The sequence below is a fragment of the Pseudomonas sp. P5_B3 genome, assembly GCF_056400405.1.
Genome location: NZ_JBFULI010000071.1, coordinates 1 through 25,976, shown reverse-complemented (window position 1 = coordinate 25,976; position 25,976 = coordinate 1). Strand labels below are relative to the sequence as shown.

The 25,976-nt window shown below is 54.4% G+C and carries 24 protein-coding genes and 4 pseudogenes; 14 read left to right on the top strand and 14 right to left on the bottom strand.

What is annotated here, in order from left to right:
- Positions 1 to 135, top strand: a pseudogene (locus AC1DRN_RS27320) (group II intron maturase-specific domain-containing protein); the annotation flags it as partial.
- Between the two features lie 85 nt (positions 136 to 220).
- Here the strand turns inward: AC1DRN_RS27320 and htpX are convergent.
- Positions 221 to 1,111: a protease HtpX gene (gene htpX, locus AC1DRN_RS27315; RefSeq protein WP_007973520.1), complete on the bottom strand. Its 891-nt coding sequence runs from the start codon at positions 1,109 to 1,111 to the stop codon at positions 221 to 223.
- Positions 1,112 to 1,427: 316 nt separating this feature from the next.
- A complete protein-coding gene (locus tag AC1DRN_RS27310; RefSeq protein WP_007973513.1) occupies positions 1,428 to 2,639 on the bottom strand; it encodes a pyridoxal phosphate-dependent aminotransferase in 1,212 nt (403 codons plus the stop codon).
- A gap of 226 nt (positions 2,640 to 2,865) precedes the next feature.
- Here AC1DRN_RS27310 and msrB point away from each other — a divergent pair, with 226 nt between their 5' ends.
- The 3 genes from msrB (at position 2,866) to AC1DRN_RS27295 (ending at position 4,382) form a co-directional block, all read left to right on the top strand.
- Positions 2,866 to 3,258, top strand: a complete 393-nt coding sequence (msrB, locus tag AC1DRN_RS27305) for a peptide-methionine (R)-S-oxide reductase MsrB (RefSeq protein ID WP_223463855.1) — start codon at positions 2,866 to 2,868, stop codon at positions 3,256 to 3,258.
- 180 nt (positions 3,259 to 3,438) lie between these two features.
- A complete protein-coding gene (locus AC1DRN_RS27300; RefSeq protein WP_223463856.1) occupies positions 3,439 to 3,924 on the top strand; it encodes a glutathione peroxidase in 486 nt (161 codons plus the stop codon).
- On the top strand, positions 3,921 to 4,382 hold the full coding sequence (locus AC1DRN_RS27295; RefSeq protein WP_223463857.1) for a MarR family winged helix-turn-helix transcriptional regulator: 462 nt from the start codon (positions 3,921 to 3,923) through the stop codon (positions 4,380 to 4,382). Before AC1DRN_RS27300 ends, AC1DRN_RS27295 begins: the two co-directional genes overlap by 4 nt.
- Here the strand turns inward: AC1DRN_RS27295 and AC1DRN_RS27290 are convergent.
- The gene (locus AC1DRN_RS27290) at positions 4,366 to 6,729 is read right to left on the bottom strand and encodes a hybrid sensor histidine kinase/response regulator (RefSeq protein ID WP_223463858.1); all 2,364 of its coding nucleotides are present in this window, start codon (positions 6,727 to 6,729) and stop codon (positions 4,366 to 4,368) included. The two genes, AC1DRN_RS27295 and AC1DRN_RS27290, sit on opposite strands and share 17 nt — an antisense overlap.
- A gap of 123 nt (positions 6,730 to 6,852) precedes the next feature.
- On the opposite strand from AC1DRN_RS27290, the gene AC1DRN_RS27285 reads away from it, so the two are divergent.
- Together AC1DRN_RS27285 and AC1DRN_RS27280 are read left to right on the top strand one after the other, a co-directional pair.
- Positions 6,853 to 7,743, top strand: a complete 891-nt coding sequence (locus AC1DRN_RS27285; protein WP_223463859.1) for an ATP-binding protein — start codon at positions 6,853 to 6,855, stop codon at positions 7,741 to 7,743.
- Positions 7,740 to 8,222: a GAF domain-containing protein gene (locus AC1DRN_RS27280; RefSeq protein WP_223463860.1), complete on the top strand. Its 483-nt coding sequence runs from the start codon at positions 7,740 to 7,742 to the stop codon at positions 8,220 to 8,222. Before AC1DRN_RS27285 ends, AC1DRN_RS27280 begins: the two co-directional genes overlap by 4 nt.
- Before the next feature lie 86 nt (positions 8,223 to 8,308).
- On the opposite strand, the pseudogene AC1DRN_RS27275 reads toward AC1DRN_RS27280, so the two are convergent.
- Positions 8,309 to 9,754 (bottom strand): annotated as a pseudogene (locus tag AC1DRN_RS27275) (ATP-binding protein); the annotation flags it as partial.
- Positions 9,755 to 10,278: 524 nt separating this feature from the next.
- Between AC1DRN_RS27275 and AC1DRN_RS27270 the strand changes: the two are divergent.
- Positions 10,279 to 10,908, top strand: a complete 630-nt coding sequence (locus AC1DRN_RS27270) for a replication/maintenance protein RepL (protein ID WP_477786853.1) — start codon at positions 10,279 to 10,281, stop codon at positions 10,906 to 10,908.
- Between the two features lie 702 nt (positions 10,909 to 11,610).
- On the opposite strand, the gene AC1DRN_RS27265 is transcribed toward AC1DRN_RS27270, so the two are convergent.
- Positions 11,611 to 11,919, bottom strand: a complete 309-nt coding sequence (locus AC1DRN_RS27265; protein WP_457266390.1) for a hypothetical protein — start codon at positions 11,917 to 11,919, stop codon at positions 11,611 to 11,613.
- A 124-nt stretch (positions 11,920 to 12,043) separates the two neighbouring features.
- Here AC1DRN_RS27265 and AC1DRN_RS27260 point away from each other — a divergent pair, with 124 nt between their 5' ends.
- Positions 12,044 to 12,304, top strand: a complete 261-nt coding sequence (locus AC1DRN_RS27260; RefSeq protein ID WP_477786852.1) for a helix-turn-helix domain-containing protein — start codon at positions 12,044 to 12,046, stop codon at positions 12,302 to 12,304.
- Positions 12,305 to 12,480: 176 nt separating this feature from the next.
- Positions 12,481 to 13,476, top strand: a complete 996-nt coding sequence (locus tag AC1DRN_RS27255) for a hypothetical protein (protein WP_457266388.1) — start codon at positions 12,481 to 12,483, stop codon at positions 13,474 to 13,476.
- Positions 13,477 to 13,610: 134 nt separating this feature from the next.
- Here AC1DRN_RS27255 and AC1DRN_RS27250 read toward each other — a convergent pair whose 3' ends face one another.
- Positions 13,611 to 14,648 (bottom strand): DUF4352 domain-containing protein, encoded by a 1,038-nt coding sequence (locus AC1DRN_RS27250; RefSeq protein ID WP_457266387.1) that lies wholly within the window; start codon positions 14,646 to 14,648, stop codon positions 13,611 to 13,613.
- 158 nt (positions 14,649 to 14,806) lie between these two features.
- On the opposite strand from AC1DRN_RS27250, the gene AC1DRN_RS27245 reads away from it, so the two are divergent.
- From AC1DRN_RS27245 to AC1DRN_RS27230, 4 genes are all read left to right on the top strand, one after another.
- Positions 14,807 to 15,022 carry a hypothetical protein gene (locus tag AC1DRN_RS27245; RefSeq protein WP_457266386.1) on the top strand — a complete coding sequence of 72 codons (216 nt, stop codon included), beginning with the start codon at positions 14,807 to 14,809 and terminating at the stop codon, positions 15,020 to 15,022.
- Between the two features lie 133 nt (positions 15,023 to 15,155).
- Positions 15,156 to 15,782, top strand: a complete 627-nt coding sequence (locus tag AC1DRN_RS27240; protein ID WP_457266385.1) for a recombinase family protein — start codon at positions 15,156 to 15,158, stop codon at positions 15,780 to 15,782.
- A gap of 368 nt (positions 15,783 to 16,150) precedes the next feature.
- Positions 16,151 to 16,528: an NUDIX hydrolase gene (locus AC1DRN_RS27235; RefSeq protein WP_457266384.1), complete on the top strand. Its 378-nt coding sequence runs from the start codon at positions 16,151 to 16,153 to the stop codon at positions 16,526 to 16,528.
- Between the two features lie 177 nt (positions 16,529 to 16,705).
- Positions 16,706 to 17,155, top strand: coding sequence for a hypothetical protein (locus AC1DRN_RS27230; RefSeq protein WP_458238710.1), 450 nt, complete (start codon positions 16,706 to 16,708; stop codon positions 17,153 to 17,155).
- 255 nt (positions 17,156 to 17,410) lie between these two features.
- On the opposite strand, the gene AC1DRN_RS27225 is transcribed toward AC1DRN_RS27230, so the two are convergent.
- The 8 genes and pseudogenes from AC1DRN_RS27225 to AC1DRN_RS27190 all read right to left on the bottom strand — a co-directional run bounded on the left by AC1DRN_RS27225 (position 17,411) and on the right by AC1DRN_RS27190 (position 25,289).
- Positions 17,411 to 19,045, bottom strand: coding sequence for a recombinase family protein (locus tag AC1DRN_RS27225; protein WP_477786851.1), 1,635 nt, complete (start codon positions 19,043 to 19,045; stop codon positions 17,411 to 17,413).
- A gap of 34 nt (positions 19,046 to 19,079) precedes the next feature.
- A pseudogene (locus AC1DRN_RS27220) lies at positions 19,080 to 21,293 on the bottom strand (transporter substrate-binding domain-containing protein); the annotation flags it as partial.
- A gap of 8 nt (positions 21,294 to 21,301) precedes the next feature.
- Positions 21,302 to 21,928, bottom strand: coding sequence for a response regulator (locus AC1DRN_RS27215; RefSeq protein ID WP_457266282.1), 627 nt, complete (start codon positions 21,926 to 21,928; stop codon positions 21,302 to 21,304).
- Between the two features lie 246 nt (positions 21,929 to 22,174).
- Positions 22,175 to 22,567 carry a response regulator gene (locus tag AC1DRN_RS27210; RefSeq protein ID WP_457266283.1) on the bottom strand — a complete coding sequence of 131 codons (393 nt, stop codon included), beginning with the start codon at positions 22,565 to 22,567 and terminating at the stop codon, positions 22,175 to 22,177.
- 178 nt (positions 22,568 to 22,745) lie between these two features.
- A complete protein-coding gene (locus AC1DRN_RS27205; RefSeq protein ID WP_457266284.1) occupies positions 22,746 to 24,074 on the bottom strand; it encodes a deoxyguanosinetriphosphate triphosphohydrolase in 1,329 nt (442 codons plus the stop codon).
- 168 nt (positions 24,075 to 24,242) lie between these two features.
- Positions 24,243 to 24,587, bottom strand: a complete 345-nt coding sequence (locus AC1DRN_RS27200) for a hypothetical protein (protein WP_457266285.1) — start codon at positions 24,585 to 24,587, stop codon at positions 24,243 to 24,245.
- Positions 24,584 to 24,973 carry a phage holin family protein gene (locus AC1DRN_RS27195; protein ID WP_457266286.1) on the bottom strand — a complete coding sequence of 130 codons (390 nt, stop codon included), beginning with the start codon at positions 24,971 to 24,973 and terminating at the stop codon, positions 24,584 to 24,586. The genes AC1DRN_RS27200 and AC1DRN_RS27195 overlap by 4 nt, the downstream gene beginning before the upstream one ends.
- A gap of 1 nt (position 24,974) precedes the next feature.
- Complete coding sequence (locus AC1DRN_RS27190) at positions 24,975 to 25,289, bottom strand: ElaB/YgaM/YqjD family protein (RefSeq protein ID WP_007983472.1); 315 nt, start codon at positions 25,287 to 25,289, stop codon at positions 24,975 to 24,977.
- A gap of 328 nt (positions 25,290 to 25,617) precedes the next feature.
- Between AC1DRN_RS27190 and AC1DRN_RS27185 the strand changes: the two are divergent.
- Positions 25,618 to 25,976: pseudogene (locus tag AC1DRN_RS27185) on the top strand (ammonium transporter); the annotation flags it as partial.

Genomic DNA, 25,976 nt, shown 5'->3' with positions numbered 1-25,976 from the left:
GCATTCAACGGTCGAGGCCCTTGGTGGAATTCGGGAGCACCCCATATGAATCAGGCGCTGCCGAAGAAACTCTGGGATCGACTCGGGCTGGTCTCAATACTGGACACGATAACCCGGCTTAACCGCTTAACCTGAACCGCCGTATACGGAACCGTACGTACGGTGGTGTGAGAGGACGGCGGATGTAAATCCGCCTCCTACTCGATTGCCGTGGCGTGTATCAGCCCCGACGACGAGCCAGAGCATCAATACGCTCTTCCAGCGGCGGGTGGCTCATGAACATGCGGGCGAACCCTTGCTTGATGCCACCGTTGATGCCGAAGGCGTTCAGGGTGTCGGGCATGTGCACCGGCAGCCCCTGTTCCGCCCGCAGGCGTTGCAGGGCGCCAATCATCGCGGCGGTGCCGGCCAGGTTTGCACCGGCTTCGTCGGCACGGAATTCGCGCTTGCGCGAGAACCACATGACGATGGCGCTGGCCAGGATGCCCAGAACCAGTTCGGCGAAGATGGTTGCCACGTAGTAGGCAATGCCCTGGCCTTCTTCGTTCTTGAAGATCACCTTGTCGACGAAATTGCCGATGATCCGCGCGAAGAACATCACGAAGGTGTTCACCACGCCCTGGATCAGCGCCAGGGTAACCATGTCGCCATTGGCTACGTGGCCGATTTCGTGGGCCAGGACGGCTTTCACTTCATCCGGCGAGAAGCGCTCGAGCAAACCCTGGCTCACGGCAACCAATGCGTCGTTCTTGTTCCAGCCGGTGGCGAAGGCGTTCGCCTCGTAGGCCGGGAAGATACCGACTTCGGGCATCTTGATCCCGGCTTCGCGGGACAATTGCTCGACGGTTTGCAGCAGCCATTGCTCGTGACGGGTGCGTGGCTGGGTGATGATCTGGGTGCTGGTGCTCATCTTCGCCATCCACTTGGAGATGAACAGCGAGAACAAGGAACCTGCGAAACCAAAGACCGCACAGAAAATCAGCAGCTGATTGAGGTTGAGGTCAACCCCATTGGCCGCCATGAACCCGTTGAAGCCGAAAAGGCTCAGGGTGATGCTGGCAATCAGCACGACCGCCAGGTTAGTGGCCAAGAACAGCAGGATGCGCATCATGGTTGTAGAAATCTCCTCATGCTAAATATGTAGCGTACTGCGGGGTATATAAGGTGCTGCACCGGGGTATTCAACCGGGTGACTATTTCAAACTGTGTCCTACGGCAACAGTCTAGCTGCTTGCAGGGCATTTCCGATAAGTATGCGGGAAGTGTTTGTCAGTCAATTCGTGTCGAAGGCGCCCGCCTTTGTTAGGCGCGAGCAGACAAGGCGCTGTCCGGCAGCGACAAAGCGACTGCCAGCGGCGCAATGCAAACAAATGTTGCCGGATGAATCACCGTGCGACCTGCGGGAGGGTCGCACGGTGACAGATCGCTTACTGGCGGTAGGACTTGAGGAAGCCGCCGATGCGTCCGATGGCCATCTCCAGGTCATCGACACGGGGCAGGGTCACGACGCGGAAGTGGTCCGGCCATGGCCAGTTGAATGCGGTGCCTTGAACCACCAGCAGCTTTTCGGAGAGCAGCAGGTCGAGAACGAATTTTTCGTCGTTATGGATCGGGCAGACCTTGGGGTCGATCCGCGGGAATGCATATAGCGCGCCCATCGGCTTGACGCAGCTCACGCCCGGAATGTCGTTGAGCAACTCCCAGGTGCGATTGCGTTGCTCCAGCAGGCGGCCCTGGGGCAGCACCAGGTCATTGATGCTCTGATAGCCACCCAGGGCGGTCTGGATCGCGTGCTGGCTCGGCACGTTGGCGCACAGGCGCATGTTTGCCAGCATGTCGATGCCTTCGATGTAGCTCTGGGCGTGGTGTTTCGGGCCGGAAATGGCGATCCAGCCGGAACGGAAACCGGCCACGCGATAGGACTTGGACAGACCGTTGAAGGTCAGGCAGAGCAAGTCCGGCGCCAGGGAGGCGGTGCAGATGTGCACGGCATCGTCGTAGAGAATCTTGTCGTAGATCTCGTCGGAGAACACCACCAGATTGTGCTGGCGGGCCAGTTCCAGCATGCCCAGCAGCACTTCCTTCGAATACACCGCGCCGGTCGGGTTGTTCGGGTTGATGATCACCAGGGCCTTGGTGTTCGGGGTGATCTTGGCCTTGATGTCGGCCAGGTCCGGCCACCAGTTGGCTTGCTCGTCGCACAGGTAATGCACCGGATTGCCGCCGGACAGGCTCACGGCTGCGGTCCACAACGGATAGTCTGGCGCAGGCACCAGCACTTCGTCGCCATTGTTGAGCAGGGCCTGCATCGACATCACGATCAGTTCGGAAACGCCGTTGCCCAGGTAAATGTCTTCAATGCCGACGCCTTCCACCTGCTTTTGCTGGTAGTACTGCATCACGGCCTTGCGCGCGCTGAACAGGCCCTTGGAGTCGCTATAACCCTGGGCGGTCGGCAGGTTGCGGATCACGTCCTGGAGGATTTCATCCGGCGCTTCGAAACCAAAAGGTGCCGGGTTGCCGATGTTCAGCTTGAGGATGCGATGACCTTCCTCTTCCAGGCGCTTGGCGTGCTTGAGCACCGGGCCGCGAATGTCGTAGCAGACGTTGGCGAGCTTGTTCGATTTGCTGACCTGCATGGCGATGTGTTCCCGAAAATGAACGATCCAGACGGCGTTTTGGCAACCGTGCTGGGAATCCTGCGTATTCACACAGGCCTGACGCCTTGAGATGCAGCACCCATATTTCCGTTTGAATGCGCGTGGTCTGGCTGCCAGACTGGCGTTTGACGAGGCGCAATCATACGTGCCGCCCGATCCGTGGAAAAGGTACAGATCGGGCTTTTTCAGCCGCTGAGGTGTGATGATGGAAAAGTTGGAAAAAACCCTGGAAGAGTGGAAGGCGATGCTCGATCCAGAGCAGTACAACGTGTGCCGCCTCAAGGGCACCGAACGTCCGTTTTCCGGCAAATACAACGCCACCAGGACCGACGGTGTCTACCACTGCATCTGCTGTAACGAACCGCTGTTCGACTCCAGGACCAAGTTCGATTCCGGCTGCGGCTGGCCGAGTTTCCATTCGCCGATCGGCGACAGCGCCATGACCGAAATCCGTGATGTCAGCCACGGCATGATCCGCACCGAAGTGGTCTGCGCCAAATGCGACGCGCACCTGGGGCATGTATTCCCCGATGGTCCGCCGCCGACCGGTCTGCGCTATTGCATCAACTCGGTGTGCCTGGACCTGGTGCCCCGGTAGGAACTGCCGAAGGCTGCGATCTTWTGATCTGGCCTTTCTTGAGGCTGCCCGAAGGTCAGGATCATAAGATCGCAGCCTTCGGCAACTGCTGCAGTTGGTCCGCGTTTTGATTATTTAAATTGCACACAATTCAATTGCTCGCTATTTTGTTATTTCTTCCATTCACTCGGACCCTCAAACATGAGCGACAACCTGCTGAGCATCCCTTGCACCACCATCAAGGGTGAGCAAAAGACCCTGGCGGATTTCGCCGGCAAAGCCGTGCTGGTGGTCAATACGGCCAGCAAGTGCGGTTTCACTCCGCAGTACAAAGGCCTGGAAGAGCTGTGGCAGACCTACAAGGACCAGGGCCTGGTGGTGCTCGGTTTTCCTTGCAACCAGTTCGGCAAGCAAGAGCCGGGCAACGAAGGGGCGATCTCCGAATTCTGCGAATTGAACTTCGGTGTCAGCTTCCCGCTGTTCAAAAAGATCGACGTCAATGGTGCCAGCGCCCATCCGCTGTTCGTGCAATTGAAAAAGCGCGCACCGGGTGTGCTGGGTTCCCAGGGCATCAAGTGGAACTTCACCAAGTTCCTGATTGGCAAGGACGGGCAACTGGTCAAGCGCTTCGCTCCGGCGACCAAGCCGCAGGACCTGACTCGCGAGATCGAAGCCCTGCTCAAATGAATACCTTGTCAGTCGATTCCCTGAAGCTCGACAGCCAGCTGTGTTTCAAGCTGTACGCCGCTTCCCGGGCGGTCATTCGCGCCTACAAGCCAATGCTCGATCAGTTGGGCCTGACTTACCCTCAGTACCTGGCGATGCTGGTGCTGTGGGAGTGGCAGGAAGCGGCCCCGGAGCAACCGACCGTCAAGGCATTGGGCGAGCGTCTGGCCCTGGATTCCGGCACGCTGACACCGTTGCTCAAGCGCCTCGAACAACTGCATCTGGTGCAGCGTCAGCGTTCGGCGCGCGATGAGCGTGAAGTGCATCTGAGCCTGTCGCCAGCCGGCACGGCCCTGCGCGATCAGGTCGGGCCACTCAAGGCCCGCCTGTTGTGCGACAGCGGGGTCGATCTGAACCGTCTCAACGATTTGCGCGATGGTCTCGATCACTTGTTGGGACAGATCAAGGCGCTGACGTAGCGCAGATCCACAAATCCAGCAGGGCGGCCAGTTCTTCCCGCCGGAAGGGTTTGGCCAGGTAGTCACTCATGCCCGCGGCACGACAGCGTTCGCGCTCTTCCGACATGGCGTTGGCCGTCAGGGCGACGATGGGCAGGTGGGGCCAGCGACCGCTGCGGCGGATTTGCCGGCTGGCCTCATAGCCGTCCATCACCGGCATGTTGCAGTCCATCAGCACCAGATCGAACTCCCGTTGTTCGAGTTGATCCAGGGCTTCGGCACCATGGGCCGCGGTGGTCACCTCGCAGCCGAGTTTGCCGAGCATGCCCTTGGCCACCAGTTGGTTGACCGGATTATCTTCCACCAACAGCACGCGCCCGCGGCGCGGCGGGCTTTGCGCGTCGAGTGGGGCATTGTTGATCGGGTGGGTTTGCGGTTGCAGGATTCGCTGCAACAACTGATGCAGCGTATTGCGTGCCAGGGGGCGGGCCTGCTGTTGCAAGGGGGCGAGGGCGTTGACCTCTTCGCTGGGCATGAAATTGCCATAAGCGGTAATCAGCAGGATCGGCGCGCTGAGGGTGGGGCGCAAATTGAACAGGCACTCGGGGCAGTCGGTGATGAGCACGTCGGCCGCCAGGCCAAGCAGTGGGTCATCCATGGAGCGCCGTTCGTAGTCCAGTCCCCAGCCAGGCAACAGGCCGTTCAGCAGTTCGCCCAGCCCGCTGCTGGCGGCCGTGATGGCGATGACTTTGCCCTTGAGCGAAACAGCAGGCATTGCTCGGGTATGGCTGGGCAATGGCAAGTCCGCGCAGAACTGGCTGCCAAAACCCGGCTCGGAGTTGATCGTCAGGCGCCCTCGCATGGCTTCGCAAAGGTTGTAGGTCAGCGCCAGGCCCAGCCCGGTGCCGCCAAATTGGCGGGTAATACCGGCGCCGGCCTGAGTGAAAGGCTGGAAAATTTTCACCTGGGCATCCTGAGGGATTCCGATGCCGGTGTCACACACTTCGATTCTGACGCCGTCCCCGAACGTCGACAGGCGTACGTCGACACGCCCGAAACGGGTGAACTTGAGGGCGTTGGACAGCAGATTACTGACGATCTGCCGCACCCGGGTCGGATCGCCGAGCACGAGTGTCGGGAAATGCGGATCGATCAGGCAGGTCAGTTCGACGCTGGGGGCGGCGTTCTGCGATAACAGGTTGGCAGTGTCTTCGATTAGCGAGCCGAGGTCGAAGGGGATGTGTTCGAGTTCGAGTTGACCGGCATCGAACTTCGACAAGTCGAGAATATCGTTGAGCAATTCCACCAGCACTTTGCCCGAGTCATGGGCGATGGACAGCTGTTGCTGTTGTTCGGCAGTCAGCGGCCCGTCGAGGGACAGCGCGATCATCCCGAGCAAGCCATTGAGGGGCGTGCGGATTTCATGGCTCATATTGGCCAGGAACACCGAGCGGGCGTCGGCCATGTCCAGTGCTGTGCTGCGAGCGACTTCCAGTTCCTGGTTGGATTGGCTCAGCCGGGCATTGATCGCGTTGAGTTCGGCAGTGCGGGCCGAGACGATATTTTCCAGTTGACCGAGATACTCGGTCAGGCGGTTTTCCGCATTGCGCCGCTGCTGGATTTCGGTGGCGATGCTTTTGAATTGCTGGTTGGCAACCTTGACCAATACGCCGATCTCATCGTCGGCGTGCCCGGCGGGACACTCCAGTGAGGTCGGCTCGGTACTGCTCGGGTCGCGACCGCTGAGTTCACGGATGACCCGCACCAGGGGTTTGGTCAGCATCACATAGAACAGCGCCAGCAGAATGCCGGACAGCAGCAGGCTGCGGGCGAAACCATTGAGCAGGGTCACTTCGGCCCGGCGCAGGAACCGGTCGCCGAAGGCGTAAGTATCGACGTTCAGCCGCAGCGTACCCAGGGATTCGTTGGGTAAATGATCCAGGTAAAGCCGGTCTTCGAACTGTCGGTTGGCGCCGAACAGGAAATCACTGAGCATCCGGTATCCGTTTTGCACACCGGGTCGCTTGACGTTGGCCAGCACAATGCCATTGTTGTCGGTCAGTCTCACGCTAGTGATCGCTGGCGAGCGCAGCAGGCCCAGGGTCAGTTCCTTGGCGAGTTCGGCGTCGATGTTGTAGGCAATTCGCGAGGCCGGGTTGTGGCTGATTTCCAGTAATGAAAGGATTTCACGATTGATGGAGGCGTCTTCACTGGCATAATCGATGCCTATTTGCAGCAGGCTGAGCAGCGTGCCCAGAATGAAACCGACCAGCACGGTAAGCCGGGCTTGCTTGAACGACAGCCGGTTGGTGAATTTGATGTCCATGGGGGGGTGAACCACTTCCGTTTCCTTTCGCTGCTCAAGCATAGTCGATCATGCCTGCCTGTTGATGTTCTCGCGAGGCCTGTACCGCGGGGGCCACCGCTTGTGTGACGCTGTGTTTCGTCGCTGTATCACCATCATTACTGTGAACGTGCCCGAGGAGAAGTCGTGGATTCCCGATTGAATGCTTTTCTTGARCGCGCCGATGCCGTTCTGGCCCGTATCGAGCCGTTGCTGCCGGCACCGCGGCCAGCCATCGACTGGACGCAATGCCTGGCCGCGCGCTGGCATCGTGAGGCACGCGGCGGTTATCTGATGCCGCTGGAGGTCAGCCTCGACATGCATTTGTCGGACCTGATCGGCGTCGATCGGCAAGTCGAGCAACTTGGGCGCAATACCCGGCAGTTCCTCGATGGCATGCCGGCCAACCACGCCTTGCTCTGGGGCTCGCGCGGCACCGGCAAGTCGTCGCTGGTGCGCGCCTTGTTGGCCGAACACGCTCAAGCCGGTTTGCGCTTGATCGAGATTGAACGTGATCACCTGGCAGACCTGCCGCGAGTGGTCGAACAGATCGCCAAACTGCCCCAGCGTTTCGTACTGTTTTGCGATGACCTCTCGTTCGAGTCGGGCGAGGGTGATTACCGGGTGCTCAAAAGCGTCCTCGATGGCTCGCTGGAACAGGCGCCGGACAACGTTTTGCTGTACGCCACGTCCAACCGTCGCCACCTGGTGCCGGAAAAGGAAAGTGACAACGAAAACTGGAAACGGGTCGACGGCGAACTGCATCCAAGCGAGGCGGTGGAAGACAAGATCGCGCTGTCGGACCGCTTCGGTTTGTGGCTGTCGTTTTATCCATTTACCCAGGAACACTTCCTCGACGTCGTCGAGCACTGGATCGGCCAGTTGGCCGGCAAGGCCGGGCTGGCGTGGCAGCGCAGCGAAGAGCTGGACATTCTGGCGGTACGCTGGGCCACCGGCCGAGGCAATCGCAATGGACGTTGCGCTTATCAATTTGCCCGTTATTGGGTCGGGCTGAAACTGTTGGAGCACAAGGCATGATCGATTTACAAAGGAGCGGCCAGGGCCTCGAAGGCTACGGCATGCTGCACGCGCAACTGGAGTCCTTGCTGGCGGACGAGCGGGATTTCATCGCTAATGCCGCGCAGTTCTCGGCGTTTCTGTTCAATCAGCTCGATGACTTGAACTGGGCCGGCTTCTACCTCAACCGCCATGAAGAACTGGTGCTGGGGCCGTTTCAGGGGCAGATCGCTTGCGTGCGGATTCCGTTCGGTCGCGGCGTATGCGGGACAGCAGCAGCCACCTTGCAGACTCAATTGGTCGAAGATGTGCACGCGTTCCCCGGTCACATTGCCTGCGACAGTGCCTCGAACAGCGAATTGGTGGTGCCGCTGGTCAAGGACGGCCGATTGATCGGCGTGCTCGATCTCGACAGTCCGAAACTGGCGCGTTTCACCGAACAGGACCAGGCAGGAATCGAACAGCTGGCGGCGATTTTCCTGCGCCTGACCGACTGCTGATCAAGACCCCAGGCCTGCCTTGAGCAGCAGGCCTGACGCCGGTTTTCTCCATGACGGTCAACACCCTGCCGAGGGGCCAGGCATAGTTAAGGCTCTGTCACTTTGCCTTCGTCGTAGTGTTCGATCTGACGTAGTAGCGCGTCCTCCAGCTCAAGCATGGCGCACTCCATGGATTTGCAGCATGCAGCCACTTTTTCGCGGTCGAAATCCTCATGGCAGACTGCTTCGAGTGCCTCGCAGCGGTTGATCAAGCGGGATGCCTGCACTATCCGGGCTGCGCCTTTGATTTTGTGGGCAATGTCCTTCAGCGCCTGCGTATCTGCGCAGCTGGATAGCGACAACAGCGTTTGCAGATCCTGGCGGTTGCTGTTCACCAACTCGTTCAGCAATCGCCGGTTCAACATCGGGTTGCCCCCGGTCAGCAGTTTCAACCCGTGCAGGTTGAACGCCGGGGCTGCCTGGGTGGGCTCAATGCCTTCCACCCATTGACTCAAGGCACCGAGGCTGAGGGGTTTGAACAGGCAGTCGTCCATTCCCGCCTGTTTGCAGCGTTGTACTTCTTCCGGTTGGGCGTTGGCGGTAAAGCCGAGAACGGTGCAGGGAGGACGATGGTTTTGTCGTTCGTGCTGGCGAATGGCGCGGGCCAGCTCGTAACCGTTCATGACCGGCATGTTGCAATCGGCGATCACCAGATCAAACGGCTGGTCTTTCCATGCATTCAGTCCCTCCTGGCCATCGGCCGCGACGGTAAATCGATGTCCAAGAAACTCCAGTTGCTGGCACGTGAGCAAGCGATTGGCCGGGTGATCGTCGACTACCAGCACACTCAACGGGGTTGTTGCGACGATGATTTGCGTTTCGGCCTCCTGGGCTGACTGTTGCAGCGGCAACGTTTCCAGCAGCAGCAACACCTGCACTTGAGTGCCGACGCCCGGCTCGCTGCGCAATTGCAGACTGCCGCCCATCATCTCGCAGAGGTTGCGGCTGATCACCAGCCCCAGCCCTGCGCCCCCCCTGACCGATTGCATGGCGTTGTCGGCCTGGGCGAAGGGTTCGAACAGGTGCCGTTGATCCTGTTCGCTGATCCCGATACCACTGTCGTGAACCTGCACCCGCATCTGCACGCGCCCGGATTGCGTTGCCGGCTGCAGATCGACAATGACCCGGACCTGACCTTGCTCGGTAAACTTGATGGCATTGCTGATCAGGTTGGACAGCACTTGCTTGAAGCGCAAAGGGTCCAGCAACACATCGAAGGTCGGGTTGGCCGATGAAAACTCCAGTACCAGCTCGAGCTTCTTCTGTCGGGCCAGGCCATCGAAAATCCGCACGACCGAGGCTACGAGTTCACCCGGACTAACGCGCTCCGGGCTCAGGCTCAAGCGTCCTGATTCGATTCTGGCAATGTCCAGAATGTCGCCAATCAGCTCCAGCAACCCTTTCGCCGAGGTGTACGCGACATCGATGGCCGCACGCTCCGGGTGCTGATGATCAAGACGCTTGAGTGTCAGTTCAAGCATGCCAATGATTGCACACAAATCAGCAGCTTGGGGATTTAATGATACTGAAAACCTATCAAACACCAGCGTTGAAAACTGGTTAAAAACTGATCAGCAACCTCCGTTAAACCCGACTAAAGCCTGCAACAGATTCACCCTGTACAGTCCGCCAACTTCCTTCAAGTAGCCGTGTTTACTGGCTTTGCTGGCGTTCTACACCAATGGAAACCAACAGAAACTAAGCAGGACGCTTTCTCTCCCACTGGAAAGTGGTTTCCCTCAGATTCGCACTGTGGATGGAGCGTGCGAGTGTAATGGGTAGTGCAGATTTATAGATCAACTAGTTCGCGTCACGTCAACTAGTTCTTGACAAGAAGAGGTGGAGAGTGCATCATGTCCGACTGCCCAGAAGGCAGACAAGACAATCTGAAGAGCCTCACGCGGACACTGTTACGACAGCGTTTAGATGAGGCTCTTTGCTGTCTACGATTCGCTAACCAACCAACGGCACTACCGCGAGGAACGCCTATTGAACAGAACTGAACAGGAGAACCACAATGAGCAACACATCCCCAGCTATCCCCTCGAAAAACCTGATCACCGTTGAAGGTCTTGTAGTAGACACGCTCACGGGAGAGGTTCATAAGCCATCGGTCTTTTCCACCCCAGCCGACTATCGGCCAAATCTTAGGGACTGCCGAAGCGTGGACGACTTTGAGCGTTACTTGAAGTTCGTTGATCGACGCAAACTGCCTGCACATACCCCGCACTTACTGCGTGATGAGGTGGACTATGCCCGTGGTGTGTGGTGTCGCACCGGCATCGATTGTCGTATCACGCTGCCCCAAGAAAGATTGCTGGATAAACTGCATCATCTCGTGGTGTACCGCAATGTCATCTTCATGACCCAAGCCACTTTGGCCAAGGCGTTAGGCACCGCCGAGTCAAATCTGATGAAGAAGTTGAAGGTATTGGAAGAGGCGAACATATTGCGTGTGACCACCTCACGAAATGGCAACATTCGAACGGGTGAAATCAAGCTCGCCATCAACCCTCGACTCGTGTTCAGGGGCTCTGACTCTACCCGTGAAGCGTATCTTAAGGACTGGTATCGTCCTGTGGACGGGCTGTTTTCGAGACTGGAAGACGCGAATGAGCTGGGTCAATGCATCAATATGGCTGCGTAGCAAATACGTAACTTTTTTGAAAAACCTACGCAAGAAATTGCCTGTAGGCCACGTAAATCAAGGGGCTGGAGAAAGTCCTATTATATAAAAGAAGTTTCTTCGGCGACTACCGTCGAAGGAACTCTGCGGTAAGCGACAGCTTACAGCGTATTGAGCACGATCAAGCGGAGCTTGGAAGCTATAACGCCATTGGGACGGAACGTCCACAGTTACACACTGGAAATTCGCACCCGCCTGCATCGTCACGATGCTGGATCAGCACACCATTCAATCAATGAAATCAACACACATCAAAGCTTGTCGCTTTTGATCTTGATGTACCGCTTATGCAGAGCATGATGGATACTCAATGTAAGCGCCGCTTACAGGCTGACTCGACCGACATAGGTAGGGGATGAATGATATGTAAATATCATCCCCTCACTCCCAAGGCTTGCCGCCTTTACGTGCAACCAGTTAAGCGAAGCTTGAACGGGGTATTTTGTTAGCTGTCGCTAACCATTTGCACTTACAAGAAAAACCAAGATCAAAGGCAAAAGCTGGATTTGTGTAAAAATCTTATTGGTGCTACGTCCGACCGATAGGTCAGTGGCGATCCACCTTTACAGGGTGAACGATTGAAAGCTCATCGCTTTCGGTGCAAACACTCCAGCGGAGCTGGAAGAGTATCTCGCTCAAAGCTCCGCTTTACCTGTGCAACAGCTACCGCAGGTAGAAGTAGAGGAACACCACAACCAGAACGACAAAAATCACTCGCCCTTGGATTACGTCAGAGTTTGCCTTGTCCACCTTGATCTGTTTGTAGGTGTCGGCGTCGCTCAGCCCCTGCTCCTTGTACTTCAATACATGGTTGATTTGCTTGTCGAGCTGCTTGTTGTGGCTATTTTTGTTTGACGTGACGATCAGCCAAACGATCAACCATAGACCTCCAGTCAGAATGGTCATGATCAGGTGCAAGACGTGGTTCGTGCTCTTCTTCTGGCTGGTCAATACAAACAGTTTTTCGTTCATGGTTCATCCTTGCGACATGGCTGGTGGTTTGGGTGGTGTCGCTTGGGGATTAAATTTATCCCAAATTCAGATATCTGAAAACCAGATATAGGTTGGAAGACTGTCCACTCGTAGCCAGTCAGCCATGTCCAAGACGATCTATAGACCCGAACACGCTGTTCTTTTGTCGCTGTTGAAGACGTACAGGAAGGYGGCTGGTCTGACTCAAGTACAGTGCTCAAAGGCCCTGAACCGACCACAGTCCTTCATGAGCGACGTAGAAAGCGGAACACGTCGCTTGGACATCGTGCAGCTTCGGGACTTGTGCAAAGTCCTGAGGATCGGTCTTGTAGACCTGATCGTGGAGTTTGAGAAGTCATTATCAGAGGACTTGACCGGACACTAGCTCACTGGTTACAAATTCTCCGGTGTTTCCGGTAAGAGTGGCCTAGATTCAAACGGTAACGGTGAAGTGCAACTTTTTCGCAATGTTTGACCCATTATTATGGGTAGTATCATAGCGATTACTCATGAACCAATATGATCAAAGACACTGGTTGACTCACTGAAGGATATGTATTAATGGATCGTGTATTTTGCATAAGTCTGGACAGAGAGACAACTGTCTTGGAGGCAGAGAAGCTTTACAGACAAGGCATCATCACTCATAAAAATGACTTCGCCTGCCTAGATGAAAAATGCAGGGCGGAGTATACATTTATAAATATTAATAACAAAAAACCAAAGGTCCCACCCTACTTCAGAACAGCTAAGAAATCATCCAAGCCTCACGTAAAAGGATGTAAGCATAATATTGAAGAAAAGAAGATAGGGGTAATCACTACAGACAAGCCAAGACAATCTAGGGGAGTGTTGTCGGACGAAAGCAATTACATATTCAACACAAGTAGACCGTCCGGCTTTTTTACTCGCACCGTCGAGATACCTTTATCTCCATCAAATTTCGACGAAACCACGAACATTCGAAAATTAAACTCCATAAATACTGAACAGGCCAGCAATAAGCCAACAAACAATAATATTTACTCTATACATGATTTGCTCCATAGAGTGCGAGGCAAGCACCAAGAATTATTCATCAATGGGCGATTGGTCACTCTCAATACCTTCCTCAGAATCATTGACAATAACCTTCCTGAGAAAAAGGACGGCCTAATATATTGCGGGCTAGCAGAAGTTGTTAGCTCAACTCAAGAAAATTTGCTGCTTAGATTTTGCAGAGGCTTTCGGATTGGTGGCGAGATTTACGGAGTGCTGATCGATATTGATAATGCTCTGCTTCTTAAAGATCAAAGCAAATTACTCTATTACAACCAAATGCTAGAAAAAACAAATATTGAGTTAGCAAAAATTTATAAATCAAAAAGCAAAACCGCATTCATCTATGTGTATGGCATCCCCGAAAAAACAAAAGGTACAAAAAACTATATTATCAAGGCCACTAGTCTGGATATGTGTTTGATTGAGCATGCATGCTCAAATACTCATTTGGTTCCCCGGCACATTTACGACCTTGAAGAGAATAAGCACTTTTTAAGTCAGTCGCAACTCTCATAGCAGCACAAATTCAATCCAATGAGAACTGCACGCATTGTAACTCTACGATATATTGCTGTAACATCAGGAAATTCACCAGCATCCAAAGCCTTTGTCATCCATTAATATTGCCGCACCGGCACTTATAGCTAAGTTCATTTGGCCGCCTTGAGTACACCGACCCACAGCCTTGTATCATCTGAGTTTCGCCCCGGCCTCCAGTACACATCACCGTATATCTCATTAGGAATGCGGTACACGAGCTTGGTCTTCATGGTGATCAATGGATTGATCTTGCGGAACCAGATGTTGTATCCCTCAGACATGATTGGTTCAACAGAGTCGAATTCATAATCCTTGCCGTTGTAGTTGATGAACAAGCTTCCTTCGACTGGCAATCGGGATTCAGTGTCCATGTTTTTAAATGATGCGTGGACGATGTAGAAGCGTGAGCCATCCCACGTCTTAGGCTCAGAGAATCTATTGCCCGTACCTACAGAGTTTCTGTATTCGCCACGTTCAGCCTTGACCTTGAAGTAACCGATGTCGGCTGTATTCGTCATGGCTGACGCTCGCTCGACATAATTCTTCGGGAACTGTGCATTTACACCCATTCCCGCAGCTACTGTTGCAATACGGCACCACGTAAATTTCTTTATATTGGCTTGCAGTGGCTTGGCTTTTTTCGATTTTACAAATTCAGACCATTTCGTAGTTGCATCGTCGGAAATCTGTTTAGAGTAGCCTTGATCTTCGTAGCTATCTAACAGGCTGGGAGAGTCTTTCACCTTTTCCTTTAGGTTAACGAGACTAGTATTGAAGTGGAGGTGCTTCGCTTCAAACAGTGGTTGAAAGTCACCAAGTAGCGTATCTCTGCCCGCAACGAAGCTGAGAGATTGGGATTTTTCGATTATGTCGGTTAGTTGTCTTAAGGTGTCCTGTTCTGGTTCTGGCAGACCATCGAGATACTTGCTGCATTCAGCCGATGAGAAGTATTGATCTTTCATTACCTGAGTGGTGATAGGACCTACATCGGCAGCATTGGCCGTGAGTGAGATTAATGTCCCGGTGATAGCTAGAACCCAACGCATCGTGTCGCTCCCTGTCCTGTTGTCATAGCCATTGTCCATGATGGCACTGATTGCTGACAGTGCTTTCGGAAACCTCTGCCCACCCCCATTTAACTCAGGCAAACCACTAGGTCCATCACTCGGTTGAGCTGGGGCTAGCTGGTGCCCATCGGTAAGGTAAAGGTGGAAGATTGCGAAGTGAGCCAGCGTTAGCATCCATACATCAACAGATGCCCTCACGTGGGTTAGGCTGCTGGCTCTCTCCCCAAGGATGAACACTCATGCCAGATCAGAATGAAGTCAACATTGCCACAGCCGACGTGCTGACTCTCTTGTTGCACAACCAGCACGCAATTGCCGCCGCAATCGAGGAAGTGGCCCTGTGGGCAAAATCAACTGGCTCCCCAACGACTCACGACAATGCTATCGCAGCACTGAACACCCTCGACAAAAATGCATCTGTCATCACCGCTGGAATTCTCAAGCTCCGGCAATAATCGCTATCAAAGAAGTAGACCTATCTGGTAGTGCGAGAGCAGTCATGAAATCACTATCAATAGACTCTTGTTGAGTGCCATATGATTCATTTATCATTTGCCTATCGAAGTGAATGACAAAGGATAGCAAGCCATGAACACCCACCTTTATCTCCGTGCATCGACCAAAGACCAAGACGCTTTCCGTGCAAAAGTCGCTTTGGAGTCGTTCGCTGTCGAGAAGGAATTGAGCATTGTTGGCGTGTACGCTGAGAACATCAGTGGCACCAAGCTCAATCGCCCTCAGCTGCTTTCTCTGCTCGATACTGCTGAGAGTGGAGACGTGCTATTGGTCGAGTCCGTAGACCGCCTCAGTCGCCTCTCACAGGCTGATTGGGACACTCTCAAGGTCACCATCAAGGCCAAGGGGCTTCGATTGGTAGTGGCTGATCTGCCTACCAGTCATATGTTGATTGAGACGAAGGGAATCACAGGACAAATCATGGACGTCATCAACAATATGCTGATCGACCTCATGGCTACCATGGCACGACTGGATCAAGAGAAGCGTGTAGAACGCATCAGGCAAGGACTAGAGAACAAACGTGCTGCTGATCCCGATTGGAAGCCATCAGGTAAAGGCAGGAACACTGCCAAGTGGGAGAAGGTTCAGTTGCTGATGCAGGAGCATCCAACCATGTCCGCTGACATGATCGCCAAGCTGGCTGACTGTGGTGTCGCCACGGTGTACCGGATCAAGCGAGAAACAACAGCAGTATGATGGATGCTCGCCCTGTGTCTGTAGTTGTGGTCAGCAGATGCAGGGCAAGCTGGGACTTATTTATCGATTTTGGCGGCGCTCATTTGGCCACCTCGCACCTGGCTTAGCAGGTCAGGTTAAAACACCATTATTTTTCCAGTCAACCAACCAAACCGATATCAAAGTGCACCGGAATTTTGGCGGCGGGGCGAGGACTCTGTGGAAACGAGCACATCATTTGCACTGGCCGATCAGGACGTTGGCACCGTTAATGCTTAAACTTTACAAGCAACGGGTTTATGACAGTGACCAGATCGATGCATCGGCGTCTCAGCTGTACGTGAATCAAAAGCGTGGCCGCAATTTGGTGCAGAGGTGGTGGAAAGGTGATGAAAGAGAGAGCGACCATAATTTGTCGGCGAGATGACCAAGTCCTCTACGTTCGCAAGCAGAAGTCGAAATGGGCTCTACCCGGTGGCAAGATCGAGCAAGGTGAAACACCTCATCAAGCGGCTATCCGTGAGCTATGCGAAGAAACAGGGCTTGTGGATCAGAATTTGGTCTTCCTTGCAGAGCTGGAGAAAAATAACGTCCTGCACCACATTTTTCTGGCTGTTTTAGCAACGTCTGCCGAACCATCGCCCCAGAACGAGATCGCAGCCTGCAAGTGGGGAGCGAAAGTTGGCGACCTGAAGACCAGTCCTGCTACCAAGTCAATCGTGGACTCGTTCGCCAAGCCAAATAGTTCGATGAAGTGCATAAATTAGACTTGTGCATATCGAGTTGCACACAAGCTGGATCGCAAGAAAGGCTGAAGAAATACATGGTAATCATTTACAGATGTGATGAGTAGTGCACAKCCTGCTGCTGTGGCAGTGTGCAAGTTGGGATGTTCGCCTACACTCATAATGTACGCCTACCAACACAACACCGAGGAAGCAAACATGTCTTGGTCAGTGAGGGAAGAGCGAGAAGCAAAGAGGAGGCTGGTGCTTGTGAAGTGGGCAGAGCATGTTGCTCATGCCAAGGCTGCTGGTCAGAAATCCAATATGCGTAAGTTCGTTATGGACTCAAAAGGCAAACTACACGAAACCAACATTACCAGCCTCAAAAGTTGGCTAGATAGGTATGCCGTCCGCTCTTCTGATACTTCCAAGACTGATGCAGTAACTTCCAAGACAGTAACTTCCAATGTAGTCAGCATGTCCCTCGGACTCAAGCCAACCATCTCTGCTGCTCCCTTCGAGGATAACTTCAATAGTTTTTTTACAGAGAGACGACAGTCTGAGAATAACTTCCGCTTGAATTTCTTCAAGGAACAGCGGAGGTTGCTACAGGCTTTACTGGCAGACATTGATAAGCAGATTGCTGAGTTGGAAGATCAGCCAAGATAGAAGCCCCAAAATTATACAGTGACAGATACTTCAAGGAAAGATGCTTTTGCCCTCTCCAGAGCCCCTGCAGCCCTACATGTGCATTGTATCGCTACGCTGGGCGTGCGTCACATGCGAGGCACTCCCATATCGCACCACAGGAGCTCGCAGGGGTATTTGTAGAGTGCGTCTCAACACGTATCATTCAATATGGAATAAAAGGGCCAGATAGCCCATTATATGTTTAGTGGTTCTATCGAGGTGGAACCCTCGATGTTATTGTAGTCCTTTTATTACCACCTCCCCTGTCGCATAATAATGATATGTGATCTTTGTAAACCTTCCTTCCGCTACCAACTGTGCAATTTCATTTGCAATATCAGCTTCCTCTTTAATTTGCGTATCGTACTGTTCCTTCTGCACCTTGGAGTCCAGATTGGGCAAGTGATACACGCTTTCATCATTCACGTTGAGTTTGTACGTGCCGTTAACACGATCTGAGCCAAGATAGCGGTAAACCTGAACATCTAACGCACTGTACACACTAGACTCCATCACGGTGATTGTACGGTCATCTACGATCATTGAATATCCGACACCTTGAAGCAGGGCGTTGAGCTTGACGGTATCGTCGTCTAGTAAGATATCCTCAAAACCCAGCATGTCATCCATTGTTGTTGGTGCTGGTGTAGCGTTCAACAAAACACGCTCTTGCTCAAGTTTTGAAATCTGTGCTGTCACACGATCTAGAACATCAGTGATAGCCTTGACCATTCCATACTTGGCTAGCCCACCTGATACATTCACAAACTGACGCTGTAGTTCGGCCAGCTCACCATCAATTTCAATTAGGCGTTTTTCACTGGTTGTCAGGTTCTGACTCTGTGCTGCTCGTACAAGTGCGGCATGGGCTGTTTGAGAGCGGATAAAGTCGAATACGGCATAGGGTATAGAGCGACTGTTTGTACAGCCCCCAGCACCACCACCAAACCTGTGACGACTGACGCACAACATTGTGAGAGCGCCTTTCTGCCCACCAACACAGTAGTTCTTGCCGCATCTGGCACACTTCACAATTCCTGTCAGAAGATACTTCGAAGCAGCAGCCTTGGGGGTTGCACTACTGTCGTTGATACGTTTTTGAACACGAAACCAAAGTTCCTTGCTGACAACAGCAGGCCATACATCCTCAATATCATTCCAACGACCTATAGCCACCGGGTTACGTAGCCAGCGTCTGAACGTCGAAGGGCTGGTTGTATTGAAGTCAGAGTGCTGGTCTTTCAGTCGCCCAAGAATACGACGCTCACCGATACCAGCAGCGAAATCTTCGAACACTTGAACAATGAAAGGTGCGATATCGTCTCTCAGCTTTCCATCACGTATCCATAACGGCATACGGCGTGTAGCACCTTCACCAGCAGCAGCTTTCTTTCGTTTGGTTTCATAGGCAGCTTTCAAGCGACGACTCAAGTTGTCACTGTACTGGTATGCCTGCTGTACCTTGGCAACGAGCAAGAACAGATGGTTGCTGTTGGCTGATTCTCGGTTGTACGTAATGCCGTCATCCAGCGTCACAAGGTCAACACCAGCATTGAYGATCTTGGAGACCAGCGGGAGCATCTCCATTGGTGCCAAACGTCCTGCACGGTCAATCTGCTCAATCAGTACCTTGCTGCCACGGGGAATGTCGCCATTCTCCACAGCGGCCAGCAGACGACCAAAAGCGTTATCCAGATGATCACCGTGATAGCCTGACTTCCCGTGGTCGTTGTAGCGTTGTTCGCTCAAGACGTATTCGGGGTTCTCCAGCAGCCACTTGGCTACCATCTCGTTCTGTCGTTTAACGCTATCGCCGTTGCGTTGTGTCCAGCTTGAATACCGCACGTAGGAGAAACAGAGCTTTTGCACAGCCACCACCTCTAGACTCGAAATAAAATCATAACATCGTTCCAATCATTGCATTCATCGGCGTGCGGATCTCRTGGCTCATCGTGGCCAGAAACGTGCTTTTGGCCCGGTTGGCGTTATCGGCACGTTCTTTCGCGCAACGCAGATCATCGAGCAGTTGCCGCCGTTCGCTGATATCGATCCAGCCACCGATAATGCCTTGCACTTTTGCGCTGGAATCCCGATAGGGAAGAATCCAGTGATAGATCGTCAACCGCCGGCCGCCAATGTGCAGCTCGCGATCGACGATCAACGGTCTGCCCTCGGCCACCACGCGTTGGTAGTCAGCCTGGTACTCCCGGGCTTCGAATACATTGCTCATCGATCCCTGCATGACACTTTTGCCGATGACATCTTCACGCCTGGCGCTGAACGCTTGCAGGTAACTGTCGTTGCAACTTTGCAGTAGCCCCTGGCGATCACGTACGTAGATCGGATGGGGCGTGCCATTGACCAGCGATCGCATGAACTCGAACTGATCGTTCAACGCACGCTCGGCGGCCTTGCGTTGCTTGATCTGGCGTCGCATGTAGTCGTTCCACGCAATGGAAATCAGCAGCAGCACGCCGGCACCGATGACGATCTGATAGAACAGCCGTTGATAGTTGCGCCAGGTGTTTTGCGAAGACGCCGAATAGCCGCGCCAACGGCTGTTGATGATGCCCAGTTCTTCCGGCGAGATGCTTAGTAGCGCCTTGTCGAGAATCGCGTTCAGCTCTTTGGCGCCCCGAGCGGTGGCAAGGGAAAACGCTGCCTGCTCGGTGCCGATGGTGGTGCTGATTTGCAGTGTGTGCTCGAACAGTCGCGACGAAATGAAGTAATTGGCAATGATCAGTGAGTTCACCGCGCCCTCGGCCTGGCCTTCGGCGAGTAACTCTACGGCGCTGAAGGTGTCCGGGGCTTCGATCAACCTGATCCGGGGAAATTCTCTGCGCAGGTAATCCATGAGTGGATTGCCGCGGGCAATGGCCAGGCGCTTGCCCTGCAACTGCACGAGGTTGGTCGGGCTGTCGGCGGCTTTGCGGGTCAGCAGGACGTAGGAATTTTCCAGAAAGGGTCGGGTAAAGTTCAGTTGGGTTTGACGTTGCGCGCTGGGAAGCAACGGGGCGATCACATCGGCCTTGTTGTCCTTGATCTGTTTGATCATTTCGTCATCGCTCCGACTGCGCCGGATGTCAAAGCGCAAGCCGGTGCGCAGCCTGATCAGCTCAAGCAAATCCGCGGTGACCCCGCGAAAGTTGCCGTTGCTATCGAAAAACGTCAGTGGCGCAAAGGCTTCGTTGACGACGACGCGCACTATCGGGTGGCGTGCCAGCCAGCGCTCTTCCCGTTCAGTGAGTTGCAACTTTTGATCGGTCAGCAGAATGTCGCTACCGGCGCTCCAGCGTTTGGCGATGTTTTCTCGTTCACTGGAGGGGATGGCCGTGATCGTCGCGTTGATGATGCCGAGCAGCTCGGGGGTGTTCCTGTTAACGGCGAAGCTGAAACCATAGGCTTCATGTTTGCCGAAGTTGGCCATCCGGATGTTGTTCAAGTATCCCTTGTTGATCATGTAGTGAGTTGAAATGGTGTCACCGAGAAACACGTCCGCCTGATCGAAAGCAACGGCGTTGATCGCATTCTGGTAGGAGGGATAGGACGTGATGATCGCTTTCGGGTACAACGCCCTGACTTCCGTCAGCGGCAAGTAGTGATACACCATGCTCAGGCGCAATCCGGCCAGGCCATCGGTGAGGGATCKGGTTTCCCCTTCGCGGGTCACCAATACGGGTTGGTCGACGGCATAGGGTATCGACAGTGCAATGTCGGCATTGCCAGCTTCGAATCCATTGGCGGTGCCTAGCAGATCGACTTCGCCGCTTTCCAGTGCAGCGATCGCGGCCCCTCGGGAATCGAAACGCCGAACCGTGACGGGCAAACCGGTTATTTTTCCCAGAAGACCAGCGTAATCGGCGGTAAACCCTTCATAGTCCTGCCCACTGGTGGTCAGGTCGAAAGGGGGGTAGTCCGGGGCCGACGTCCCGAGCGTCAGTTCATGTTTTTGCTTTATCCATTGCCGTTGGGATTCATCCAGCCGAACCTCCATTGCTCCGGCCTTCGAACGGCTGAGCAGCGTGTAGTGTTCACTGTTCGGTGCCCCGAACAACGAGGTGCTCAGGCATAGACCTGCAGTCACCTGTATCAGATAAATCTTCAAACGGCTGGGCATCGTGGGTCTCACACTAGCGCGTTTCGTTTAGCCATCTCGATTAGTTCAACCAGGGATTTGGCTTTGAGCTTCTGCATGAGGCGCTTTTTGTAGGTGCTCACGGTCTTGTTGCTCAGAAACATCCCCTTGGCGATTTCCTTGTTTGTGCGACCTTGGGCAAAAAGTTGCAAGACCATCAGCTCCCGGTCGTTTACGGATTTGAACAGTTCCAATTCGATGCAGCGTGTTTCATCTCCGTGGACAGGGTTCAAGGCCTCACTCGGGAAATAGTTGTAACCTGAAAATACCGCTTTTATAGAGCTGACCAGTTCACTGATGTCCTCTTGTTTGCAGACATAGCCCGAGGCACCGGATTGCATGCAACGAATGCCGAAAAGTGTCGGGCATTGTGCGGTCAGTACCAGTGTTTTAGGAGGATTACTCATTGCGTTGAACCGGGACAGCACTTCCAGGCCATCCAGTTTTGGAATGCTGATGTCGAGAATGACCAGGTCCGGCATGCATTCGCGAACCATCTGCATGGCGTCGACCCCATTGTCAGTTTCGCCGACGACTTTGTAACCTTCATGTTCCAGCAGCATTCGAACGGCAAGGCGGATAACCGGGTGATCGTCGACAATAAAAACGGAGTTCATAATCAAGTCCCATGCGAGCTCAAATAAAGCGCGCACCTTAGCTCAGATACTTGAAGGGCCGCATGAACTGACCAAGCTGTAGCAGCAATATAGGAGAATTCCTACAGATTAAAAGGAATGGGACTACGTATTAACTAGGTTTCTTATTAGGAAGGCTAGGAAAGTCTAGTGCTTTGGTGCACTTTGTAAGGAGGTTGTTTGTAAGTTTTACGCTGTATATTTGTCGGGATTTATATGTGTCTTTTTCTATATTGGTGCAGAGGTCAACAAGTCTATAAATTCAGATTGTTTCAGTGGTTTTATCAAGTATCCCAATAATGGCAGCCCGTAATCAGCGGCCGTATTTACAAGCTCATCCAATTCAGACGTTGTCAGGCTACTCAGAATGATCGCCTGTCTGATCAGCCCTCGCTGGCTGGCGAACCGGACCAGATCGAGTCCCGTCAGATCGGGCAGGCATTGATCGCATAAAAGAATGTCGAACGGTTGGTCGGCCCCGAGCATTTGCTGCATGGCGCTTTTGGCGCTATCGGAGGTAGTCAGTCGGGTGAAGCCATAACTTTCCAGCAGGTACTGAGTGGCTATTAGTTGGAAGGGATGGTCTTCCACCACAAGGATGCGTAGATCGTCTTCGGCCATGGGGTGCACTTCATCTGTYGAACAGAAGGGAGGGCGATTGTTTCGCGAGAGTGCTGGACAAGCGATCAGTTTGCTCGACAGGTGCTGTAGGGCGATTCGACGAGACTTGAGTGCTGTTGGAGTTTCAAGGGGGGATCAGCCATTACGAATGCCGTAATGGCTGATCAAACGATACACCTCAGTGGCTGGCGCGTCCGGTCATTTCCAAGGCCATCTCACTGGCATAGCTGTCGGTCATGCCGGCGATGAAATCAATCATGCGCAAAAACGAAGTGTGCAATGGGCCGTGAGGGTCGGGCGCATTGTTGCCCAGCAGATCAAGGATACGACGGCTCTTGAACGACGGCGTACTTCCGTTGTGTTGCTCCAGAGCTGCGCCGCAAAAGGCGTTGAGCAGGATTTCCAGTGTGGTATAGGCGCCGATCTCGTGCAGAGTCTTGCGCTTGTCCTGGAAGATTTTCTTGCGGGCCATGTCCTTGGCATTCAGCACGCAACGCTTGGCGGGACCGTGCATGTGTTCCACCAGGTCGCCGCAAAGCGTACCGGCCAACAGCGCATCCTGTTGCTCGACAAACGCCCGGGCCGCGGCATTGGTCAAGTGCTCGATGGCTTTACCGCGCAGTATCGCCAGTTTGCGTCGGCGCGAATCGCCGGGACCGAGCTGGCGGTAGGTCTCAGGCAAGTCATCGCCCACCAGGCCCAGGAGCAGGGACTCGACTTCGGCGTATTCCAGCAACTCCATTTCCAGGCCGTCTTCCAGGTCGATCAGTGCATAGCAGATGTCGTCGGCAGCCTCCATCAGGTACACCAGAGGATGTCGCGCCCAACGTTGCTCCTCCAGTTGTGGCAGGCCGAGTTTATGGGCGATCTGCTCAAGTAGCGGCAGCTCGCTCTGATAACAGCCGAACTTGTGTTTCTTGTAGCCCAGGGAGTCGGCGTGCCTGGCCGTCCATGGATACTTCAGGTACGTGCCCAGCGTTGCATAGGTCAGTCGGGTGCCGCCGTCGAACTGGTGATACTCCAGTTGAGTGAGTACCCGAAAGCCCTGGGCATTGCCTTCGAAATTCAGGAAGTCATTGCGCTCGGCTTCACTCATTGCATCCAGCCAGCCACGGCCGGCGGCTTGCTGGAACCAGTGCCGGATCGCGTCTTCACCGGAATGGCCGAAAGGCGGGTTGCCGATGTCGTGTGCCAGGCAAGCCGATTGCACCACCATCCCCAGGTCGCTGGGTTCGCACCAGTCGGGCAGGGCATTGCGGATGGTTTCGCCGACCCGCATGCCCAGTGAGCGACCCACGCAACTGACTTCCAGCGAGTGGGTCAGGCGCGTATGAATGTGATCATTGCTGGACACCGGATGGACCTGGGTCTTGCGCCCGAGGCGGCGGAAAGCCCCCGAGAAAATGATGCGGTCGTGGTCCTTGTGAAAAGGGCTGCGGCCAAGCTCTTCTGGGCTGTGCAGAGGTTTTCCGAGGCGTTCGCGGGTAAGCAGAGTGTGCCAATCCAAGGCGGGGTCTCTCCGTCAGGTGACTGATAGCCTAGCTTCCCGTTTCGCGCCATGACCTGCAAGCGGAACTGGGTGGCGTCGATATCGATAAGTAACCGGCACCGAAATCATCGATGGCTATCCGCGCGCCGGCGTGCCGGAAACGCACCACCACATGTGCCAGATTGATCAGTCTTTGCGTGAAGAGCCCTGCATGATCAGCTTGATCAGCGGGGCCAGTGTGGCACCGAGCCGGACCAGCCGGGTCAGGCTGCTGAGGCCGCCACCGTTTTTCGCACCCTTGCCGCCCAGAAAGCCCAGCAAGGTGACGGCGGCTACGCCCCAGAGTGGTGCGTGCTTGATACCAAAACCGTCCTGCAGGTTTTGCGTAATCCCGCGCACGCGTTGCAAGGGTTGCAGCAGTTGCGCGGATTCGTGGCGGATTTCCTGACGATGCATTTCCATGCGCAAGCGGATCAGGGCCTTGCGCATTTCCGTGCGTGAGCTGTTGTGTGGCAATTCAGGCAGGCTCATGGCAGCAGGCGCTCCCGATCGTTGGCCAGCTCTTCCAGCGTGCCGTTGAAGGGTGAGGACTCATCGAAAATCGCTGCTCTCAAGCGCATTCCACAGAATATGGCGGCGAGGGTGTAGAACACACAGAGCCCGATGATGGCGGTCAGGCGATAGGTGTCCCAGAACACGATAAGCACCAACGTCGACAACCCCACCAACAGCAGCAACGCAAACACCAGGGCCAGGCCGGCAAACAGCAACAGGCTGACGGTGCGGGCTTTTTGTTCCTGCAATTCGATGCCGAACAGTTCGACATGGCTGTGCAGCAACCCAAGGAAGGCAGCACCCAGGCGCCGTGATGAGGAACTGGTACCCGCTACAGACGGGCCGGATTCACCGATCGACATATCAGCGCCGGCTAGCCAGCAGGCCGATCAGGAAACCCACGCCGGCCGCGATCCCGACGGATTGCCAAGGGTTGGCCTGGACATAGTCTTCAGTGGCTGTGACAGCGGCCTTGCCGCGTTCGCGCAGGGAGTCTTCGGTCAGTTTCAGGGTTTCACGGGCACGCAAGAGACTGTCGTGAATCTGCTCGCGCAATTCGTCGGCCTGATCGCCGGCCAGGGTCGCGGTGTGCTCCAGCAACCGTTCGGTGTCACTGACCAATGTCTGAAAGTCGTTCATCAGGATTTCTTGAGCAGTCTTTGCCTGGGTGCGGGCCATGGTGGATCTCCATAAGTGGCTTTCTGATGCTTTCGAGTATGAGCCTTCGGCGAAGGTTCAGTACAAATGACTGGTACAACTTTTGCTATGTCGTGGTGCGCCGGTCCGCACCATTGCGCTATGGCCGGGCATGATTTCAGTAAAACCGTAGGACAAACAATCAAAAACTCGCGTAAACCTCCGGGGCGCGTTTTTCCTGGAGGGCGTCCGTGCGCCAAAGTGGTTCAACGAGATCAGTGCGCTGATGCTTCGAAGCCGCAACTTGGTGCATGGACAGTCATCGCGAACTGCTTTGGTGCTTTTTTCTGCCATAAGGTCAGCCCATCCCATGGAAAACCTGCAAAGCGCTGTGGACACCCTGGTCCATAGCTCCAACACGCTGTTCATTCTGATCGGTGCGGTCATGGTTCTGGCCATGCACGCCGGTTTTGCCTTTCTCGAAGTCGGAACTGTGCGACAGAAAAACCAGGTCAATGCGTTGTCGAAAATCCTCAGTGACTTCGCCGTTTCGACATTGGCCTACTTCTTTATAGGCTATTGGATTTCCTACGGCGTGACATTCATGCAGCCGGCGGCTGTGCTCAATGCCGACCATGGCTATGGACTGGTGAAGTTTTTCTTCCTGCTGACCTTTGGCGCGGCGATCCCGGCGATCATTTCCGGAGGGATCGCCGTGCGCGCCAGGTT